We start from the raw sequence: 20440 nt of genomic DNA on the forward strand, positions 1-20440 counted from the left end.
CCGAGTGTTCAGAACGGGATGTTTAGAGCGGAAGCGCCTTCTTGACGTCTTCGATAATGCCCTCGAGCAGCAGCGGACCGCCGGTGGAGGTCCACTTGGAGCCGTCCACGAGAATCACGTGGTCGTCCTTGACGGCCTTCAGGTTGGTGAAGCCGGAGGTTTCCTTCGCCTTATTCAGTGCTTCTTCGGCGCCCTGCAGACCTGCGGAGCCCTGCGCGTTCGGGTTCTGCTGGCTTGCGCCGCCGAGGGTGCCCAGGAACATGTAGTCCGCGTCGATGGTTGCCAGGTTCTCCAGGGAGACGGGCTCGGAGTGACCCTGGCCGTTACGGTCCTGCGCCTCGGGGCGCTTAAGACCCAGGTCGTTGAGCACCTGGCCGGCGGGCAGTTCCTTGAGAATCAGGGCGGGGCCGTTGCCTGCCCAACGGACGATAGAGAAGGTCTTGTCGCCGTACTTGGGGGCGAGCTGACCCTTCAGCGCCGCGGCATTTGCCTCGTATGCCTTGATGACTTCTTCGCCCTTGTCGACCATGTTCATGGCGTTGGCGACGTTGCGGAAGTTGATTCGCCAGTCGCCACCCGCGTAGCCGCAGTAGACCACGGGGGCAATCTTCTTGAGGGTTTCGTAGGCATCGGAGCGCTTGTCCACGCCAGTGGAGTCGACGAGAATCAGGTCGGGTTCGAGGTTGCCGATCTGCTCGTAGTTGACCTGGGCGACGGTGCCGATGATCTGCACGTCCTTGGCGCGGTCGGCGAGGTAGTTGGGTACGCCGGACTGGCCGCGGCCAGAGACCGAACCGGCGGGGGTCACGCCGAGGGCGAGCAGGCCGTCGAGGGTGGGTTCGGAGAGGACGATAACCTTCTTCGGGCTGGCGGGAACTTCTACGTTCTCGTCGTCGATATCCTTGATGGTTCGGGTGCCGCCGTTGCCGCCCGAGGTGGAACCGCCGGAAGTGGTGGTCGTGGTGGTCTCGCTGCTGCATGCCGCGAGGGCGAGAGCAGCCGAGGAGGCAAGCGCCAAGCCGAAGAAGGCGCGGCGGTTAACGCCCGATGCGCCGTGGTTTTCGGTGTCGGTCAGATCGGTTTGGTTGAAAGGCATAGTTCCCCCTAGATATAACTAAACTATACCTAACCTTACAGATATCTGAGTGTTACATCAAGACGTATTCAGTTTGCATTCTCCGACCGTCAGGATGCCCAGGTTTGCCGCGGAATTCGGCGGGTTAACATATTTCACTCTTTGTCACTGTCTTGCTGACACTATGTCGCTTAAATGAGTGTCTCTCCCTCACCGTTATCTCGTTATAAAACCACGGTGGGCAAAAAGCAAGACATGCAAAACGCCCCGTTGCAAAGAACCGCGACGGGGTGCAGTCTTCGCAACGGGGCGTTGAGGTTTTATAGGTGCGGGGTTTTATAGATGCCGGGCGCCATTACTGGCGTACACCGTTATCGGCGAGTACCGCTAGCAGCCACAACCGGTGCCAGAGCGCTTGACCGATGCGGCCGCCGCACGCAGGGAGGCGATGGCCGCCTCCGGACCGCCGAGCGCCTCGTCCACACCGTAGACCGAGCTGCCGGCAACGAAGCAGGTTGCGCCCGCCTCCGCAGCACGCAGAATGGTCTCTTCGGTGATGCCGCCGTCCACCTGTACGGTCACCGGCAGGTTCGCGCCCTCAATCGCCTTGGCAGCACGGGCAATCTTCGGCAGGGTTACGTCCAGGAACGCCTGGCCGCCGAAGCCCGGTTCCACGGTCATAATCAGCAGCATGTCCAGTTCGCTGAGCATGTCCAAGTAGGGTTCCACGGCGGTTGCCGGGCGTAGCGCCATACCTGCCTTCGCACCCTCAGCACGCAGGGTTCGCGCCAGCTTGATGGGTGCGATAGCCGCCTCCGCGTGGAAGGTCACCGATTCGCAGCCCATGCTGGCGTATTCGGGTGCCCAGCGGTCGGCCTCGTCAATCATCAGGTGCACATCGAACGGCACCGGGGAGATTTCGCGCAGACGCTTGACCACCGGTGGGCCCCAGGTGAGGTTGGGGACGAAGTGGTTGTCCATCACGTCAATATGCGCGGCGTCTGCGGTGGAAATGCGCTCCAGCTCGCGTTGCAGGTTCGCGAAATCCGCCGAGAGAATCGACGGGTTAATGGCAATACCCATGGGGTTCCTTTCAAATCCGTGCCGTATGGCGAATGATGCTAGGCGGTGAAGCGGCTAGTTCTTGCGCAGCAGGGCGAGGAACATTGCGTCGGTTCCATGCACATGCGGCCACAGCTGTGCCGTGGTCGGGTTCTGAGAAGCCTTCACGTCCGGGGCACCCTTCTTGACCTTGATCTCGGGGGTGTGGCCGGGGTCCTTCTCCCCCACTAGTACGCTCACGGGTTCGCCTTTCGCGCCTTCAGTGTGCTGGGCAACTTCACGCAGTGCGGCGGCGGAGTCGAGCAGGCTGACCGCGCCGCTTTCGAGCACCTCAGCCACAATGTTCTGAGTTTCTGCCGCGTGCGGGGAACAGGTCACGTACGCGATGACGCCGCCGGGGCGGGTCGTCTCAATCGCTGCATCCAAGAGCTGACGCTGCAGGGGCAGCAGCTCTGCAATATCGCGCGGGGACTTGCGCCAACGTGCTTCGGGGCGGCGGCGCAGGGCACCCAGGCCGGAGCAGGGCACATCCACCATGACGCGGTCGAACAGCTGACCGGGTTCAATGGAGCCGGGCAGGTCGGAGGTGTTCCTGCGCAGGGTCTCACGGATCTGGCGGCCGTCGCCGGTAAGTACCGTGTAGCTGTCCTCGGGAAGAGGGCGCATAGAGGATTCCACAAGCTGAGCGCGGTGCGGTGCCGCCTCGTTGGCGACCAGGGATGCGCCGCGCTGAATACCGAGCGCGCCGAGCAGCGCCGCTTTACCGCCGGGGCCTGCGCACAGGTCGAGCCAGGCGGTGTCGGCGCCGTCCAGGGGTGCTGCGGCGAGCGCGCGTGCTACCAGCTGGGAACCGGCATCCTGGGCGCGGACGGTGCCTTCACGTACGGATTCCAGGCGCGCTAAGTCGCCGGAGGCGTACAGTGCCGACCCGTCAACCAGTTCGCCGTCGACGGCGCCCTGGTCGCGTGCCTCGTCGAGGGTACCCAGACCGGGCAGTGCAACCAGGTTGACCACGGGGGCGAGGTTGTCCGCTTCGAGCAGCTGCTCAATTTCGGAGGCGGGGCGGCCATGCGCGACGAGTGCCTGGCGCATGGAACGCACAATCCAGCCGGGGTGCGAGGCGAGCAGTGCCATGCGCTCGGTGTCGTCTTTCGCGTCCTCAATGATGAGTTCGTACCACTCTTCAGGGGTGCGTTCAGAGACTCGGCGCAGCACCGCGTTGATGAAGCTTGCCGGGCCCGCACCAATCTTTTCGCGTGCCAGGGACACACTCTGGTTCAGTGCCGCGTGGGCGGGAACGCGCATGTTCAGCAACTGGTGCACGCCCATGCGCAGCACGATAAGGGTGGTGGTGCCGACCTTCTCGATGGAGCGATCTACACAGCGGCTGAGGATTGCGTCGTAGGTGCCTTGGTGGCGTAGCGTGCCGTAGGTTAGTTCGGTTGCGAAGCCTGCGTCTCGGTGGTCTAGACGGTAGCTACGAATCGTCTTGGGTAGCACGAGGTTCGCGTAGGCGTCAGATTCCGCCACGGAGCGCAGTACGTCGAAGACGGTTGCGCGTGCGATGTCTGCGGTACGCGCGCGTGCAGAGGGTGCCGCAGCGGAGAATTCGCGGGCAGACATGGAGCGGCGGTTGCGTTCGTGGCCGCTCTTATTGCGCTGGGAGGTGCCGCCGCCACCGCGTTTGGTGTCGTCGTGCTCGGTCTTGGCGCGGCGTGCGGCGCGTTCGACGCTGGTCAGGCCGTCAAAGCGGCGACCGGTGCGCGATTCGGGGCGGGAGTTGTCATCCCACTTCTGCGGGCGGCTCTGAGAGCGGTGATTCTGCGAGCGCTGATTCTGCGAACGCTCGGAGTTCTGAGACTGCTGGCGGTTCTGCTCACTCACACCAGAGCCGGTACCTGCACCGGAGCGGCGGCGACGCTTACGCTTCGCACCGCCCTCACCCTGGCCGTAACCCTGGCCGCCACCCTGATTGGGCTTGCCCTGGTTGAACTTGCCGTTACCGGAGTGACCGGACTTGCCGTGTCCACCCTTGTAGGGGCGCTTTTCGTTGCTCATGCGAGTACCACCAGGCCTTCCGCCATGTCCTTGCCAGCGCCGCGAGCCCACGCGGGCGCATCCATCATTTTCTTACCGGCAGGCTGAACCTGCAGCAGCATCAGCGGTTCGGTACCGGTGCCGACCAGTACCTTCTTCGCGTGCAGACGCACCGCACCGGGTGCGAGGGGGCCGCTGTTCGCCTCGGTCAGGGACTGTACCAGGCGCTCGTCGGCAACCGCCAGACCACCGATCTTGAAGCGGTTTTCTCCCAGTTCGCACCATGCGCCGGGCTCGGGGGTCACGCCGCGGAAGCGTGCCAGGATCTGCTCGGCGGGTTCGGTCCAGGTGAGGCGGCCGTCGGCAATGCTCATCTTGGAGGCGTAGCTGACCGACTCGTCCTCGACCTGCACGGTGCCGCTCTCGCCCGCTTCGAGGCGTTCGAAGGTGCGTTCAAGCAGTGCGCCACCGCTGGTGGCGAGGCGCATCAGCACGGTGCCTGCGGTGTCGTCGGCGGCTACGGGTGTGGATTCCTGTTCGAAGGTGGGGCCGGTGTCCAGGCCTTCTTCAAGCAGGAAGGTGGTGGAGAAAATTTCCTGCTCACCGGCGATGAGAGCGCGCTGTACGGGGGCTGCACCGCGCCATGCGGGTAGCTTGGAGAAGTGCAGGTTGACCCAACCGTAGCGCAGGGATTCAAGCGCGGGCAGCGGCAGCAGGGCACCGTAGGCAACCACGGCGGCTGCGTCAGCGTTCAGTTCGGCAATGGCCGCGGCGGCTTCGTCGTTCCAACGATTTGCTTTCACGATGGGCAGACCGAGCTCTTCGGCACGCTGTGCCACCGGGGAGGGGGTGAGCACGCGCTTGCGGCCCACGGGGGCGTCTTCGCGGGTGAGCACGCCGACCACGCGCACCTTATCGGAGTTCGCCAGGTAGTCGAGCGGGGGCACGGCAACATCTGGAGTGCCTGCGTAAATAATGTTGAGCATGTGAGCCTACTTTCCGAAGCTACCGAGGGAGGAACCGGCACCGAAGGCGCCACCACCACCGAAGGCACCGCCCACGCGGGTTGCACGCTCGGTCACGGTCTTAGCTGCGACCGTGTTGTAGTCTGCGGCGCGCAGGGCACGCATCACGCGCTGCCGGTCTTCACCCACGAGACGGTCGATGAAGAGCTTGCCATGCAGGTGGTCAGTCTCGTGCTGCAGCATGCGCGCGAACAGGCCCTCCCCCTCCAGCACGAGGGGTTCACCGTGTCGGTCCACGCCGGTCACGCGCGCCCAGTTCTTGCGTGGGGTCGCGGATTTCTGACCGGGCACGGACAGACAACCTTCGCCACCTTCCTGATTTTCTTCGCCGACCTCAAGCACGGGGTTGATGATGTAGCCCTCGCGGTCGTCAATGCCTCCGAAGGTGAAAATCTGCTTGGAGATGCCAACCTGCGGGCCAGCAAGGCCCACGCCACCCACGTCGTACATGGTTTCTAGCATGTCGTCGATGAGTCGTGCCAGGTCGTCGTCGAAGACGGTGATGGGGTCGCAGACGCTGCGTAGCACAGGGTCGCCTACGGTGCGGATGCTCAGGATGGTCATGATTCTCCTTTGCCGGCGGGTGCCGGGAATGTGCTTACGGATTTCAAAATGGTGGCAGAACTGCGCTGACGGTTTTCCCAGCAGGTTTTTCCCAGTGGGAGCGTGCCGTTCTGCCTATTGTTCTATTGTCGCCGATTCAGTAGCGCGAATCTAGAACGAATCGAGGCATTGGAGTGAGGACTGAGCCTCACCTCCCGGGGGTTACAGCCTCTCCCCTATACCGCGGGCGGGGGTACTGATCTATGCCGCGGGCGGAGGTACTGATCTATGCCGCGGGCGGAGGTACTACGGGCATGAGCACGGGGTCTTCAAATTCTTGGACCTGGCGATCGAATTCCCAGACCCGGCGCAGGGCGCAGAACTTGTACCAGTTGCGTTCGAGTACGGCGGGGTTTGCCTGCTGCGGCAACACCTGCGTTTCGCCGAGTGCCACGCCCATGAGGACGGGTGCGTCGCCGTATTTCCAGGGTTCCCAGGTGCCTTCGTCGGGGTCGAGGAGGGATTCTTCGGCTTTGAGTCCGGCGACGAGTTGCATAACGACTTTTTCGTCAAGTGCTTTGACGCGACCGCGTTTGTCGGTGCCCTTGGTTTTGTAGTCGATAATGCAGGTTCGACCTGCGATCTCTGCGACGAGGTCGAGGGTGCCCGCGTAGCCGACGGTTTCGTTCCAGATGGTAACTTCGGCGGCGAGGGGTCGGGGCTTGAAGGCTTCCCACCATTCGTCGAAGCGGTCAGCGTAGGCTTGTTCCCCGTTGATGATGAGTTGTTCACGGCTTTCATCGAGGTTGTGTTCGCGTCCCATGGTGCGTAGGGCGACTGCTTCGGCGTAGTTGTGGACGCGGTCGCCTCGGGCAGCAGCTACGTCGCGGTATCGTTCGGAGGCGCTGGCTGCGTCGCGGATGATGGCGAATTTGAGGCCGTGAGATCCGGTGGCGCGGTATGCGCGCTGGTCTTCGAGGGCGGCTTTGGCTGCCATATACCCGTGCCAGCCACTGAGATCACTGGTGTGCTGCCCGATGACAGTGGTGATGGAGGGGACGAGGGGTTCTCCTCCGCGGACGCGTGCGTACATGCGTCCGTAGTCGGTGGCTGCGGCGAGTTCGGGTGTTGTCACGGGGTACCTCATTCTCGGGTGGTTGTGTCCGCGGCTGAGTTTGTACTGTCTGTGGGCACAAATACCGGTGGGCATAATAAAACCCCCGTTCCTTGAAACGGGGGTTATTGGTGCGTGATACTGGGTTCGAACCAGTGACCTCTTCGGTGTGAACGAAGCGCGCTACCACTGCGCCAATCACGCTTACGGATAAGACTATACCGGGGCTTGGCATGAAGGTCAAATTTTGCGCGCCACCCCCTTTTTATTCCTGTGTTGCTCCCCGCCGAGAAGCCCCTTGAGTTTCGATGAGTACACGGCGACACCATAGAATCTAAAACCAGTTTCGCCGAATAAATAAATAAGCCCTCAGTCAGAAGACTGAGGGCTTATTTCCTAGTGGTGACCCCAACCGGATTTGAACCGGTGTTGCCGCCGTGAGAGGGCGGAGTACTAGGCCGCTATACGATGGGGCCGCAACCTCCAACAGGAGGTTAGCTGGGATACCAGGACTCGAACCTAGAACAAAGGAACCAGAAACCTTCGTGTTGCCAATTACACCATATCCCATTACTCTATTGAGTTACCGTTCCGCTTCTTGCCTTTCGGCTTTTCACCGGAACGAGTAATAACTATACGGGTCTTTCTGGAGGCGTGCAAGCCGAAACCTGGAGAGACGCCTCACATTCACAGTTTTACGCCCGCCAATTCCGCGTATTTCCGGGGTTTTTAGGGCTAAAAAGTTTTTTAAATTTCTTCAAAAAGAAGGTTTTGGGGCCACTTTTCACCCCTCAAAGCAGCTTCAAGGGAGCTCAGAGAGCAGCTTTAGTCTCTCCCCCGCACATTTTGCATCTCAAATTTTTTGAAGATTTTTTCTTTCTGCACCACCTCCCGACAGCCGGGTATTCGAACAGTCAGTCAGGCAGAAAATCAGATAGCCAGACAGTCAGCTCACCCAAGCAGTCACCTCGAGAAGATCACAAGACCTCTATCTCACTCCCAACCCACGCCTTCAAAAGCTAAAACTTCTGCAGACAACAAAACCCAGAGACAACGAAAAAGCCCCGAGGCGAACCTCGGGGCTTCAGTGGAGCGGTTGACGAGACTTGAACTCGCGACATCCACCTTGGCAAGGTGGTGCTCTACCAACTGAGCTACAACCGCATGTTTTCGCTTTGAACTTTTCAGTTCGTCGCAACAACAGGTACTACTATACGAGTCTTTACTGGGGTACGCAAACCAAATTCTTGCCGCACTCCCCCAGATAGAACCAGATTAACCCCCATAAAATATACTGACTAGCAGTCTTGCAGGAAATACCCATCACAAAAAATATTCTCAAATTTATAAAAAATCCCCTTATCCACCGGGTTTCTTCAGACTTTTCGGTCCTCTGATTCCCGCTGGATAAGGGGATTCTCTTGAAACGTGGGTTCTCGCCGGACTCTCACAGTACGCGCCACAGACACCTGAGGTGCCTGCGAGCGCGCCATGAGTAACTACGCCATGTAGCTACGCAGAGAGTAGCTGCATCAAGAGTAGCTAGAGCTTAGTCGCTGCCTCCACCGGAGTCGCCTCCGCCAGAGTAGTCGGAGCTACTGGAGCTTCCAGCGTCGAAGTCGCCCGCCTCCGGGTCGGGGCCCGGGTCCACGAAGTCGTCGTTCTCTTCCTCTTCTTCGTCCGAAGGGTCCGAAGAATCAACAACAGACGAGGAGGTGCTTACGTCGCCGCCGTGAACCGCGTTCTGCATGGCGCGTGCCTCCAGGAATGCGGTCACGTAGGCGAGCGCCGCAGCGGCAATAATGATGACGACCATCCACACGGAGCGGTCTAAGCCAGCAATATAGGCGAACAGCCAGATAATGCAGGCGTTGGTGAGCGCCATGATGGAGCCCTTCAGCAGCGCCCTCCCCATGATCGACTGTTTCATGGTTAGCTCAGTTCAGCGGCAAGCTTGCGCAGGCGTGCGAGGGAGGATTCCTTGCCCAGGATTTCCATGGATTCGAACAAAGGCGGGGAGATGCGCTCACCGGACACTGCGATACGCACGGGGCCGAATGCGAGGCGTGGCTTGATTGCCAGGCCGTCGACGATTGCGGCGCGCAGGGCTCCCTCAATGTTGGCTGCGGTGAAGTCCTCGAGGGGCTCCAGAGCCTCGATAGCGGCGGCAAGAACCTGCGGTGCGGATTCCTTGAGCTGCTTGCGTGCATCGTCTGCGGTGCTGATTTCTTCGTCAGCTTTAAAGAGGAATGCGAGCAGGCCGGGTGCTTCGCCAAGCAGCTGCATACGCTCCTGAACGAGGGGGGCAGCTTCGGTGAGGACCTGCTCTTCACGCTCAGTGAGGGTTTCGCCGAGTACGCCTGCGGCCTGCAGATACGGGATGAGTCGGTCGCGGAAGTCCTTGGGATCGAGCGCACGGATGTGATCGCCGTTGATAGACTCTGCCTTCTTCACATCGAAGCGTGCGGGGTTGGCAACAACGTCGTGCACGTCGAAGTGCTCGACGAGCTCGTCGATGCTGAAGACGTCCTGGTCTGCGGAGAGGGACCAGCCCAGCAGCGACAGGTAGTTCAGCAGGCCTTCCTTGATGAAGCCGGAGTCGCGCAGCAGGAAGAGGTTCGACTCGGGGTCACGCTTGGAGAGCTTCTTGTTACCCTGGCCCATGACGTAGGGTAGGTGGCCGAATTCGGGGATGAAGCTGGTCACGCCGGTGTCGATGAGCGCGCGGTATAGCGCGATCTGGCGCGGGGTAGAGGAGAGCAGGTCTTCGCCACGCAGCACGTGGGTGATGCCCATGAGTGCGTCGTCGACGGGGTTCACGAAGGTGTACAGCGGGTCGCCGTTGGAGCGGACGACCACGTAGTCGGGTACGGTGCCTGCCTTGAAGGTGATTTCGCCGCGAACGAGGTCCTTGAAGGTGATGTCCTCATCGGGCATGCGCAGACGCCACACGGGCTTGCGGCCTTCTGCGCGGTAGGCTTCCTTCTGCTCTTCGGTGAGGTTGCGGTCGTAGTTGTCGTAGCCGAGCTGCGGGTCCTGACCGGCTGCCTTGCGGCGTTCCTTCACCTCGTCGGGGGTGGAGAAGTCTTCGTACACGTAGCCGCCTTCAACGAGCTTTGCGAAGATCTCGTTGTAGATGCTTGCGGTCTTACGCTCGGACTGGCGGTAGGGCTCGTGGGGACCACCGACGCCAACGCCTTCATCCCAGTTGATGCCGAGCCAGTGCAGGGATTCGAGCACCTGGTTGAACGACTCTTCGGAGTCACGTGCCGCGTCGGTGTCTTCGATGCGGAAGATTAGCTTGCCGCCGGTGTGGCGCGCGTACGCCCAGTTGAAGAGGGCGGTACGGACCATGCCCACGTGCGGGGTGCCGGTGGGCGAGGGGCAGAAGCGGACGCGGGTGTCTGCGGGGCTGTTGAGTACGGGACCGTGGTATTCGGTCATGATGTCTCCTTAACGGTGTGTTTCAGGATGTACGTTACGTTTTTGGGCGCGGTCAGCTTAGTCGCGCACGCGGGTGACGAGAGAGCCGATGCCTTCGACTTCGACCTCTACTTCGTTGCCGTCGCGCAGTACGCTGATGCCGGCGGGGGTGCCGGTGAGCAGTACGTCGCCGGGCAGCAGGGTGAAGATTTCGGAGGCTGCGGCAACCTGTTCGGCTACAGAGTAGTGCATTTCGGAGGTGTTGCCTTCCTGCACGACGTCGCCGTCAACCCAGGTGGTAATATTCAGCGAGTCGGTGTCCAGGTCGGTTTCGATCCAGGGGCCGAGCGGGGTGGAGCCGTCGAAGCCCTTGGCGCGGGTCCACTGGCGGTCTTCGAGCAGGTCTCGGGCGGTGAGGTCGTTGGCTACGGTGTAGCCGAAGATGACTTCGTGCACGCGCTCAAGAGGCACAGACTTGGCGATACGACCGATAATGACGGCGAGTTCACCTTCTGCGCTGACAGCTTCGGAATACTCGGGCAGGGTCACGGGGTCACCGGGACCAATGACGGTGGTGTTGGGCTTGAGAAAGAACTGCGGGGAGGCAGGTGCTTCGGTTCCTGCCCAGTTTGCGATCGCTCCAATCACCTTGGATCGGGGGATGATCGGGGCGAGCAGGCGCACCTGGTCGATGCGGTAGGTGGTGCCGGTCGGTTCGATACCCGAGTAGAAGGGGTCTCCGGCGAGCACGCGCAGGGTTTCTTCGCCTGCATCGCCTTCTACCAGCCCGAAGTGGAGCTCATTATTTACGGTAAATCGTGCAATACGCATACCTTCTAGGGTACCAGCCTTCGAGGGCGGGGCGGCGGGTGGGGTCTGAGCGAGGCGGGGCGGCGGTGGGGTTCGCCTCCCCTCCCCTATCTTCGGGGTAGCAACGCCGCACGCACTATTGACCGGGCACAGCATTTACCGGGTACAGCGAATCCCCGCGGGCTACTCGCCGCGCGACGTGCGGGGTCGGGCGGGGCATCCTGCGGGGATTTCGCGGGTTACGTTTGTTGAACGTTTAGATGAGGCGGGTCATCCAGCCGTGGCGGTCCTCAACGGTGCCCAGCTGAATACCGACGAGCTCTTCGCGCAGGCTCTTGGAGATTTCGCCGAAGTGCTCGGTGGGTGCCGGGATTTCGAAGTCTTCAGCCTTGAGCTTGCCGATGGGGGCGACCACTGCCGCTGTGCCGCAGGCGAAGATTTCGGTGATGTCGCCGTTTGCCACGCCTTCACGCCATTCGGTGAGGGTGATGGCGCGCTCTTCGACGGTCATGCCGCGGTCCTTGGCGAGCTGAATCAGCGAGGAGCGGGTCACGCCTTCGAGGATGGTGCCGGTCAGTTCGGGGGTGACGATCTTGTTTTCCTTGCCGAAGACGAAGAAGACGTTCATGCCGCCGAGCTCTTCGATGGCGTCGCCGCGGTGTGGGTCCTTGAAGATGACCTGCTTGCAGCCGTGTTTTTCGCCTTCGGTCTGGGCAATCATGGATGCTGCGTAGTTACCGCCGCATTTTGCCGCACCGGTGCCGCCTTCGCCTGCGCGGGCGTAAGTGGTGGAGAGCCAGATGTCTACGGGTTCGGGGGTGCCAAAGTAGTTACCTGCGGGCGAGCCGATGACGTGGTACTGCACGTGCTTTGCAGGGCGCACGCCGAGGTACGCTTCGGTTGCGATCATGAAGGGTCGGAAGTAGAAGGCTTCACCGTCGCCGGTGGGTACCCAGTTTTCGTCGACCTTCACGAGTTCACGCAGGGATTTGATGAACAGTTCTTCGGGCAGTTCGGGCAGGGAGAGGCGGCGTGCGGAGTTCGCGAAACGTGCCGCATTCTTCTCGGGACGGAAGGTCCATACGGAGCCGTCAGCGTGGCGGTAGCCCTTAATGCCTTCGAAGATTTCCTGACCGTAGTGGAAGACGGATGCTGCGGGGTCAAGGACGAGCGGGCCGTAGGGATGAACTCGTGCGTCGTACCAGGTGCCGCCGGTCTTGTAGTCGCCTTCCCAGTCGATGGTGACCATGTGGTCGCTGAAGTAGTCGCCGAAGCCGGGGTTTGCAAGGATTTCAGTGCGGCGTTCGGCGGTGGCGGGTGACTGGTTTGCTTCGTGGCTGAATTCGATGGCCATCGTTCTGCGTTCCTCTTCGTCTAGTTGCCTCTGTGGGCGTTCTTTGAGTGGCGGTTCTCGCGGCGGGGCGAGGGACCAGTGTGTGCCGCCGGGCGCGTTGTCGTACGGGGCAGATGGTGCATCTAGCGGTCTGTGCTAGTCGGATGCATCAAAGCTAGTGGTGGATGGTGTCCACCGCCGAGGTGCCGGGCGGGTGTGCCTGACCTGTTTTAGAGTACCGGAAAGATGCGTTTGCCGCATGTGCGCCTTTTCTCCCATTCAGGATATGAACAGGTGAAGCCCGGAAGGTATGTTCCTTCCGGGCTTCACGGGTGTTTCGCATTCAGCTGCTACGGCTGATAAGTTTTAGCCGCGTGGATTTTAACCGAGGCGTGCGAGCACGTCTGCACCGACCTGATCGGTTCCGCGCATGCTCGCGCCGTTTTCGCGCATATCTGCTTCGACAGCGTCCTCAATGCGGGCTGCGGCAGCATCGTGACCAAGGTGACGCAGCAGCATCGCGCCGGCGAGGATTGCGGCGGTGGGGTTTGCTTTGTTCTGGCGGGCGATATCCGGTGCGGAGCCGTGTACGGGCTCGAACATGGAGGGAAACTCGCCGACGGCGTTAATATTGCCGCTTGCCGCGTAGCCGATACCACCGGTCACTGCACCGGCGAGGTCAGTTATGATGTCGCCGAAGAGGTTATCGGTGACAATCACGTCGAATCGGGCAGGGTCGGTGACCATGAAGATGGTGGTGGCGTCAATATGCAGGTAGTCGGTCTCAACCTCGGGGAATTCAGCCGCGATTTCGGTGAAGTAGCGGTTGTAGAGGCGGCCTGCGTGGGTGAGCACGTTGGTCTTGTGCACGAGGGTGACCTTCTTGCGGCGGGTGGAAGCCAGCTCGAAGGCGTAGCGCACTAGGCGCTCCACACCGTGTGCGGTGTTAAGGGAGACTTCGGTGGCGATTTCATGGGGGGTGCCGCCGCGGATAACGCCGCCGTTGCCGATGTAGGGCCCTTCAGTGCCTTCACGCACGACGACGAAGTCGATGTTTCCGGGGTTGGCAAGCGGAGAAACTGCACCGGGGTACAGGCGGGAGGGGCGCAGGTTGATGTAGTGGTCAAAGGCGAAGCGCAGCTTCAGGAGCATTTCGCGTTCGATGAGACCGGAGGGAATCTTGCCGCTGCGCGGGTCTGCACCGATGGCACCAAAGAGGATCGCGTCGTGCTGCTTGAGGGCGTCCATGGTGGAGTCGGGCAGAGTTTCACCAGTTTCCAGCCAGTGCTCAGCACCGAGCTTGTAGTGGGTGGGGGTCACGGTGATATTTTCGAGCTCGCAGGCGCGGGCGAGGATGCGCTGGGCTTCGGTAATGATTTCGGGGCCGATGCCGTCACCGGGGATAACGGCGAGGTCGATGCTACGTGCTTCAGTCATGCCTCTACCGTAATACGCGCCGCGGGTGGGCGGTAGAGTGTACGGGCGGGGTCTCAGACTCTGGGCTAATCCCTATCCCTGCCCGGCAACACCTCCTGAATTCTGGGGGTTCTGGATTTTGTGGCGTTCAGATCCCACCGGTTAAAACGATATTCCTCGACTGAATAATCAGCCGGGGAATATCGTTATGATTTCTCACTCAGTGTGAGAGCCCTAAGGGTCTATGCAATTACGCGGTGCGCTTGCAGAGGGAGACCTTGACGTAGCCGTTACCACGTGCGCCACGAGCGGTCGGAGCGTTGCCTGCGGACTCGATAGTACCGCCGGAAAACACCGGGAGCCACGTAGGAGCCACCAGCACCACCGAACTGTGCGAAGCCGGAGCCACCCTTATCGCCAGCGGTGGAGGAGCTGAAGGGCTCCTGCTTGTTCTGCTGGTAAAGCTCAGAACACCGTAGATGTTAGCCCTTGCTGTACAGCAGGGGCTGCTCGCCACCGACGCCGCCGTTGCCGTAGTCCATACCGCCGGTTGCGGGGCGAGTCTGCCAAATCGCTGTGCTATCAATGCAGGGCTCGGACGCCAGGTAAGCTACACCACCTCGATACACTGGAAATATGCCCCTCAAGTACACCGAATCCCAGCAGAACCCACAACACAGCACAGCAACAGCCGAACCCGGCTACGCCGTAACGAATACCCGCGGCAGCTCAGAAAACAGCGACCTACCCGCCGACGCCATCACCGCCTCCAGCCGCGTGCAAACCTACCTCAGAGACAAACGCGGCTGGATGAACTTCATCGTCGTCGCGCACATGCAGTTCTTCTGCTGCGTGCTCTCCGTTGCCTTCATCAACGGCTACGGCTGGATCCCGCTCATCTCCGCGCTCTGCAGCACCACCGCGCTCTACTTCCGCTACCGCTTCCCCTACGGCAGCATCTACGTGGTCATCGCGGCGCTCTGCCTCACCCTCGTGACCCCCTTCCCCGATTCACTCGTCATCACCTGCTACCCGCCGGTCAGCCTCGCCGCCTACCACACCGGCAGGCACTGGACCCGCCGCGCCCGCTTCCGCGCCCTCATTCTCGGCTGGGTCGGCGCACTCGCCGTTACCGTGCAGGCCTCGCTCTCGTTCCTCTACCACTGGGACGACATGCCCGCCCGCATCTTCATCTCCCTGATGCTCGGCGTGCTCTGCGGATCCATCTTCACCGTCTTCTGGTTCCTCGGCGACTCCCGCCGCATGCGCGAACTGCGCAGCGAAGAGTTCAAAGAACGCGCCCGCCGCCTCGAATACGAGCAGGAGCAGGAACGCCGCCTCGCCGCGCAGGACGAACGCACCCGCATCGCCCGTGAAATGCACGATATTGTGGCGCACTCGCTCTCCAGCATTATTTCCCAGGCGGACGGGGCATGCTACGCCGCGGCGAGCGCCCGCACCGCACGCGCCCAGCAGGCAGAGCAGCCGGGTCAGGCTCAGCAGAGCGAACCGGATATTGCAGAGCAGACCCTTGAACTCATTGCAGACACGGCGCGCGACTCCCTCACTCAGATGCGCTCCCTACTCGGGCTACTGCGCACAGACGAGGCAACCGCCTACGCACCCGTGCCCACCCTCAGCGATGTGCCTTCCCTCGTGGAGCAGAGCCGCCGAGCCGGGCTACCCGTCACCTTCACCGGAATCACCGGCACCATGGCGCGCACCCTACCGCAGGGCGCAGAACTCGCGGCGTACCGCACCGTGCAGGAGGCGCTCACCAACGCGCTCAAGCACTCCCCCGGCGCGGCAACCACCGTCACCATTCACTGGGGTAAGGACGGTCTGCAGTTGCAGGTGCAGAACGACCCGGTTTCCTCTGCCGCGGCTCAGCACATTGCCCGCCCGGTACCCGGCAGCGGCAACGGTCTGCGCGGCATGAGCGAGCGCATCGCCCTCTACCACGGCACCCTCACCTACGGTCTGCAGCCTGACGGCGGCTGGCTCGTTGAGGCGGCGCTGCCCTACCGCGATCTCTAATACCCGTGCCCTCTACTACCTCGTGATCTAGGATTGAAACTATGTACTCTTCTGCACCACAGACTTCTGCACCACAGACCACCCAGCCAATCCGCGTGATGCTCGTTGACGACCAGCGCCTAGTGCGTGGCGGCTTGAGCATGCTCGTCAACTCCCAGCCGGACCTGCAGGTCGTCATGGAAGCTGATGACGGCCTGGCGGCGATTGACGTTTTTGACCGCATGGTGTCTGAGGGGCAGGCGCCGCAGGTCATCCTCATGGATGTGCGCATGCCGCACTGCGACGGCCTGGAGGCGGCGCGCCGCATCCTGGAGCGTGACGGCGAGCGTGAAGTTTCCGAGGATGAGCGGGTGCGCATTATTATGCTCACGACCTTCGATATTGATGAGTACGTGTATTCGGCGGTGCGTGCGGGTGCGAGCGGTTTCTTGTTGAAGGACACCCCGCCGGAGCAGCTGCTGGAGGCGATTCGTACGGTGCACCGCGGCGATGCGGTGATTGCGCCGTCTGCGACTCGCCGCCTGTTGGAGCAGATGATTCCGGTGCTGGATTCTCCCGATCCTGCCGCCGAGTCTGTGCAGGCTACTCCCCCGGCTGCTGGTCCTGAGATTCCTAAGGCGACGTTTATTCCGGCTGATTCTGCGCGCTTTGAGCCTGTTGCGGATTATCCGCATCGCGAGTTGATTGAACAGTTGTCACCGCGTGAGTTTGAAGTGCTGGGTCTGATTGCGCGCGGCTTATCGAATGCGGAGATTACGCGGGAGTTGGTACTTTCGGAAGCGACGGTGAAGACGCATGTGTCGCATGTATTGGCGAAGCTGGGTGCGCGTGATCGTGTGCAGACGGTCATTATGGCGTATGAGGCGGGTATTGCCCAGTAGCCGTTCCCTAATATATAGGAATACGGCAAGCTAGAGGACACAGCAAAGCCCCGGCGGGCGCCTCCTAATCGAGGCTCCCTCCGGGGCTCTATTAGTTAGGTGATTTCTTGTATCGCGTCGATGATTCGTTCAAAGTCGCTCATCAGATCAGGCAACTTATTCCGGGCGACGTCCCATAGGACAGCAAAATCAACACTCACATAGCTGTGAGAAATGATGTTACGAATAGCAATGAGGTACTGCCACTCAGCCCGTTCATACCGTTCATAATCTTCTGGGTATTTTGAACGAATTCTATTGAGGGTTTCGCCAATGACCTGAAAGCGCATGCAGAGCGCGTCCTGGACCACCCCGTTTGAGCCGTCTATCAGGTCTTCATATCGCTCGGGCGTAAAAGCGTAGATACGCTGAGCTGACTCAAGAATCAGAGAGAAGTCATCAAGCGAGCTTTTCATAGCGGCAGCTCCACCATGTCCGGTTCTGCTTCCGCATAGATGCCGGGGCGCAATTGGGTAGCCATATCAACGCTACGGCCGGTCAGTTGTTCAATGCGGTGCTGAGCATCCACCATCTGCATGAACTCATCAAAAGGGGCTACACCCGGCATCTGCACCAGAAAATCCAGGTCGCTGGTTTCGGTCAGCTCACCGCGGGCAGCGCTGCCGAAGAGTCGGGCACGGCGCACACCGGCATCACGGAGGATCTGAAGAACCTCCGCTTCATGGGGTAGCGTGTACCCGCGACGCAGATTGGGGTGGCTAGTGCTCATACACCCATCATACGCGCAAAGCCAGGCTACAGGTCTGCTCCAAGCGCCTGAGAGCACAGTAAAGCCCCGGCGGGCGCCTCCTAATCGAGGTACCCTCCGGGGCTTTACTATCTCACGCTGAGTATCCGGGTTTGCCGGGTACTGTGACTATGCCGGGTTAGCCGCGCATACCCTCAACCGGGGACATGCGAGCCGAACGAGCCGCAGGCAGCGCCGAAGCGAGCATCGCGGCGAGTACACCCACAATGAGGATGACCACGTACCAGATGTACGGCAGGTCAAGCACGAGCGGGGCGCTGGAGCTTACGGCAGCCATCACAATCTTCGCGGAGACCGCACCGATGACCGTACCGGCAATCATGCCGAGCACCACTGCGGCGAGCGTAATCAGAATCGCCTCAATGGAGATCATGCGGCGCAGCTGCTTGCGGGACAGACCCAGCGAGCGGAGCATCGCATTCTCACGGCGGCGTTCGTTGACCGACAGGGTCATCGTGTTCGCCACACCAATGATGGAGATAACCACTGCGAGCATGAGCATCACCAGGGTGAAGGTCAGCATGACGGTCAGCAGCTGGTCAAACGTCTGGCGTTCCTGCAAGCCACCGGTGAAGGAGCTGTCAGGGCTGGCACGGTTCAGTTCAGTCTGCAGGGTCACGTTCTCGCTACTGGTCAGCGGGGATACCGCACGCACCAGAATGACGGTGTCGTTACCGCGTGCCTGGCTGGTGACGGTCAGATGTGATGCCTTTGTCTGAGCTTCCTGATCGCCGCTCGCGATTGCTTCTTCCAGTCGCTTCTGAGCTTCCTCAGCGGCGGGGTTGGCAACTGCCTGCGGGGTCTTGGCGTCCTGCAGCTTGGCAGCGGTGGCAGGGTTGACAATCAGCAGGTGCTGCTTGGTTTCGGACTTGACGGGCTTGAGTTCCAGTTCGCCGAGCGGGCCGCGCGCCTTCAGACGGCTGGACTCATTCAATCCAGCGGACTTCCAGAGTCCCTGAGGTACGAGCACGGTGTCGTCAGCAAGGTTCGAGTTTTCGTTCGGCAGGATTGCCTTCAGATCGGAGGAGCTCAACGCCACCAGGTCAGCGTTCTGGTTGACACTCTGGCCTTCGTACTCGACGGTGTAGTCAACCACGCCAGCGGCGTAACCAACAGCGGATGCCTGAACGTTCTTAATGCCCTTGACCTTGGAGGCAATTCCCTCCGCCTTGGTCACGGTAGAAGCCGCCTCAGACTGGTCATACGAGCTGTACTTCGCCTGCGCAGAAATCGGGTACTGCTGATCCAGCGCCTTGACGAACGATGCGCTCAGAACCGTGTAGCCGGTCAGCACAATCGACACGACCAGGGTGCCGACAAGCACAGCACGGCCGGTGGAGACGGTGCGCTTGGGCGAACGCAGAGCGTTGGCGAGCGCAAGCTTACCGGTCTGGGTGCGGGTGACCATGCCGAGGGCGCGTACCAGCGGAGGTAGCATCAGCGGGGTGATGAGGAAGATCGCAATACCGAGCAGCAGTGCTGCGATCATACCGAGGAAGATTGCGGAGTTACCGTCACGGTTCGTGCTGGTTGCCTTATCGAGAGCAGTCACAACAGCGACCACGCCACCGATGGCGAAGAGTACACCGATGATCGGGCCGACCTTACCGGGCTTGCTGACTTCGCGGTTGGTGTGTTCGCTCATTGCGCTAATGGGCGAGATGCGCAGGGCACTTCGTGCCGGGGAGAGCGACGCCAGCACCGTCACAATGGTGCACAGCAGGGTACTAATAATCACCGGGGTGATCGAGTACGAAATCATGATGGTCGGAACCATGCTTCCCACCAGCATGCCGACCGGGAAGGTCAGCAGAGCACCGATGAGGGAGAACACCACGCCCACGGTAATGGATTCGACGAGCAGCATCCGTACGAGGGAGCCGCCGCGGGCACCGAGGGTGCGCAGCAGGGCGAGCTCGCGGATGCGCTGGCCGACCAGCACCGCAAAGGTGTTGGAGATGACGAAGGAGGAAACCAGCAGCGCCAGGGCCGCGAAGGCACCCAGGATCACGCTAATGGAGGTGAAAACCTCAGAGATGCTCTTCTGGAAGTCTTCCAGCAGCTTCTGACCGGTCATAACGCGCGGGTCGTTCTTAGTGTCGCCGCTGCTGAGGGAGTCCTGCAGGCTCTTGAGTTTGGCGTCGGTTATGCCGTCCTTGAACTTGAGGTAGATGAGGTTCGCGCCAGCCATGCTACGGTAGCCTGCCGCCGAGCTACTGTTTTCTGTCTCGGCTGCTTTCAGGGTGGCTTCGCCGAGGCTGGTGCCGCCCACGAAGACAGCCCGGTTAGTGGTGGAGCCTTCAAATCCGGTGTCGAAGATACCGACGATGGTGTATTCGGCGGTCTTGTCAGTACCGGGAGCACTAACGGATTCTACAACGTCGGTGCCGGTGACCTTGCCGTTCAGCGAAAGGTTGTGCTCCTTCGCGAAGTAGGTAGAGACCATGATTTCACGGTCGCTGCTGGGGATTTTGCCCTGCACTTTGTACGGGAAGAGGCTAGAATCGGAGGGCAGCTGGTTGTACTGCATCTGGGTTTTCTGGTCACCAGTGCCGAGCGTACCGGTAACGGCATACTGTACCCAGTAGCCGGAGAGCAAGTCGCTCTGCTCCACCTTCATAATCTGCTCACGGGTCAGGAAGATGGCGTTGCTGTCTTTACCGTCGCTGGTTGTAGCGGCGGAGGCGACGACCGCCTCGGCGCGGGAGAGCACGTCACCAATGGAGGAGTTGACGGTCGCCTGCAGCGAGTTGGTGAGCATCATAATGGCGGCGATGAAGAAGGATGAGATCGCGATGCCTATGCCCGTGAGGACGTATTTTCCTTTGGAAGCGCGCAGGTTGGAGCGCGCCACCGTGTTCAATGTGGTTGCCACG

The 20440-nt window shown here is 61.0% G+C and carries 18 protein-coding genes and 4 tRNA genes; 2 read left to right on the forward strand and 20 right to left on the reverse strand.

All coding sequences use genetic code 11. The annotated features are described in order from the left end of the window. Positions 1 to 22: 22 nt before the first annotated feature. The 17 genes from QFX05_RS01305 to QFX05_RS01385 form a co-directional block, all read right to left on the reverse strand. Positions 23 to 1096, reverse strand: a complete 1074-nt coding sequence (locus QFX05_RS01305) for an iron-siderophore ABC transporter substrate-binding protein (protein WP_279740254.1) — start codon at positions 1094 to 1096, stop codon at positions 23 to 25. Between the two features lie 366 nt (positions 1097 to 1462). Further along, entirely contained in the window at positions 1463 to 2158 is a 696-nt protein-coding gene (rpe, locus tag QFX05_RS01310; protein WP_279740256.1) for a ribulose-phosphate 3-epimerase, read from the reverse strand. A gap of 54 nt (positions 2159 to 2212) precedes the next feature. Continuing rightward, the gene (locus QFX05_RS01315) at positions 2213 to 4195 is read right to left on the reverse strand and encodes an RsmB/NOP family class I SAM-dependent RNA methyltransferase (RefSeq protein WP_279740258.1); all 1983 of its coding nucleotides are present in this window, start codon (positions 4193 to 4195) and stop codon (positions 2213 to 2215) included. Next, the gene (gene fmt / locus QFX05_RS01320) at positions 4192 to 5160 is read right to left on the reverse strand and encodes a methionyl-tRNA formyltransferase (RefSeq protein ID WP_279740260.1); all 969 of its coding nucleotides are present in this window, start codon (positions 5158 to 5160) and stop codon (positions 4192 to 4194) included. Before fmt ends, QFX05_RS01315 begins: the two co-directional genes overlap by 4 nt. A gap of 6 nt (positions 5161 to 5166) precedes the next feature. Beyond that, positions 5167 to 5763: a peptide deformylase gene (gene def, locus QFX05_RS01325; RefSeq protein WP_279740262.1), complete on the reverse strand. Its 597-nt coding sequence runs from the start codon at positions 5761 to 5763 to the stop codon at positions 5167 to 5169. Between the two features lie 265 nt (positions 5764 to 6028). Beyond that, positions 6029 to 6877, reverse strand: coding sequence for a PD-(D/E)XK nuclease family protein (locus QFX05_RS01330; protein ID WP_279740263.1), 849 nt, complete (start codon positions 6875 to 6877; stop codon positions 6029 to 6031). Between the two features lie 108 nt (positions 6878 to 6985). Then, positions 6986 to 7060, reverse strand: a tRNA-Val gene (locus QFX05_RS01335). Between the two features lie 196 nt (positions 7061 to 7256). Next, positions 7257 to 7332 (reverse strand) — tRNA-Glu (locus QFX05_RS01340). 22 nt (positions 7333 to 7354) lie between these two features. Continuing rightward, positions 7355 to 7426: transfer RNA gene (locus QFX05_RS01345), tRNA-Gln, on the reverse strand. A 518-nt stretch (positions 7427 to 7944) separates the two neighbouring features. After that, a tRNA-Gly gene (locus QFX05_RS01350) sits at positions 7945 to 8020 on the reverse strand. 385 nt (positions 8021 to 8405) lie between these two features. After that, entirely contained in the window at positions 8406 to 8786 is a 381-nt protein-coding gene (locus tag QFX05_RS01355; RefSeq protein WP_279740265.1) for a hypothetical protein, read from the reverse strand. Positions 8787 to 8788: 2 nt separating this feature from the next. After that, complete coding sequence (gene gltX / locus QFX05_RS01360) at positions 8789 to 10300, reverse strand: glutamate--tRNA ligase (RefSeq protein ID WP_279740267.1); 1512 nt, start codon at positions 10298 to 10300, stop codon at positions 8789 to 8791. Between the two features lie 57 nt (positions 10301 to 10357). After that, positions 10358 to 11110, reverse strand: coding sequence for a fumarylacetoacetate hydrolase family protein (locus QFX05_RS01365; protein WP_279740269.1), 753 nt, complete (start codon positions 11108 to 11110; stop codon positions 10358 to 10360). Between the two features lie 235 nt (positions 11111 to 11345). Then, complete coding sequence (locus QFX05_RS01370) at positions 11346 to 12443, reverse strand: branched-chain amino acid aminotransferase (protein ID WP_279740271.1); 1098 nt, start codon at positions 12441 to 12443, stop codon at positions 11346 to 11348. Between the two features lie 360 nt (positions 12444 to 12803). Continuing rightward, positions 12804 to 13859, reverse strand: a complete 1056-nt coding sequence (locus QFX05_RS01375; protein ID WP_279740273.1) for a 3-isopropylmalate dehydrogenase — start codon at positions 13857 to 13859, stop codon at positions 12804 to 12806. Positions 13860 to 14088: 229 nt separating this feature from the next. Then, positions 14089 to 14220, reverse strand: coding sequence for a hypothetical protein (locus QFX05_RS01380; RefSeq protein WP_279740274.1), 132 nt, complete (start codon positions 14218 to 14220; stop codon positions 14089 to 14091). A 100-nt stretch (positions 14221 to 14320) separates the two neighbouring features. Beyond that, positions 14321 to 14467: a hypothetical protein gene (locus QFX05_RS01385; protein WP_279740275.1), complete on the reverse strand. Its 147-nt coding sequence runs from the start codon at positions 14465 to 14467 to the stop codon at positions 14321 to 14323. 7 nt (positions 14468 to 14474) lie between these two features. Here QFX05_RS01385 and QFX05_RS01390 point away from each other — a divergent pair, with 7 nt between their 5' ends. Together QFX05_RS01390 and QFX05_RS01395 are read left to right on the forward strand one after the other, a co-directional pair. Continuing rightward, entirely contained in the window at positions 14475 to 15875 is a 1401-nt protein-coding gene (locus QFX05_RS01390) for a histidine kinase (protein ID WP_279740277.1), read from the forward strand. A 41-nt stretch (positions 15876 to 15916) separates the two neighbouring features. Then, on the forward strand, positions 15917 to 16756 hold the full coding sequence (locus QFX05_RS01395; protein ID WP_279740279.1) for a response regulator transcription factor: 840 nt from the start codon (positions 15917 to 15919) through the stop codon (positions 16754 to 16756). Between the two features lie 95 nt (positions 16757 to 16851). Here QFX05_RS01395 and QFX05_RS01400 read toward each other — a convergent pair whose 3' ends face one another. From QFX05_RS01400 to QFX05_RS01410, 3 genes are all read right to left on the reverse strand, one after another. Next, the gene (locus QFX05_RS01400) at positions 16852 to 17211 is read right to left on the reverse strand and encodes a HepT-like ribonuclease domain-containing protein (RefSeq protein WP_279740280.1); all 360 of its coding nucleotides are present in this window, start codon (positions 17209 to 17211) and stop codon (positions 16852 to 16854) included. Continuing rightward, positions 17208 to 17525 (reverse strand): nucleotidyltransferase family protein, encoded by a 318-nt coding sequence (locus tag QFX05_RS01405; protein ID WP_279740281.1) that lies wholly within the window; start codon positions 17523 to 17525, stop codon positions 17208 to 17210. The genes QFX05_RS01400 and QFX05_RS01405 overlap by 4 nt, the downstream gene beginning before the upstream one ends. Positions 17526 to 17682: 157 nt before the next feature. Further along, the gene (locus QFX05_RS01410; protein ID WP_279740282.1) at positions 17683 to 20439 is read right to left on the reverse strand and encodes an ABC transporter permease; all 2757 of its coding nucleotides are present in this window, start codon (positions 20437 to 20439) and stop codon (positions 17683 to 17685) included. Between the last annotated feature and the right edge of the window lies 1 nt (position 20440).

The sequence above is a fragment of the Rothia similimucilaginosa genome (assembly GCF_029850875.1).
In the GTDB taxonomy this organism is placed as follows: domain Bacteria; phylum Actinomycetota; class Actinomycetes; order Actinomycetales; family Micrococcaceae; genus Rothia.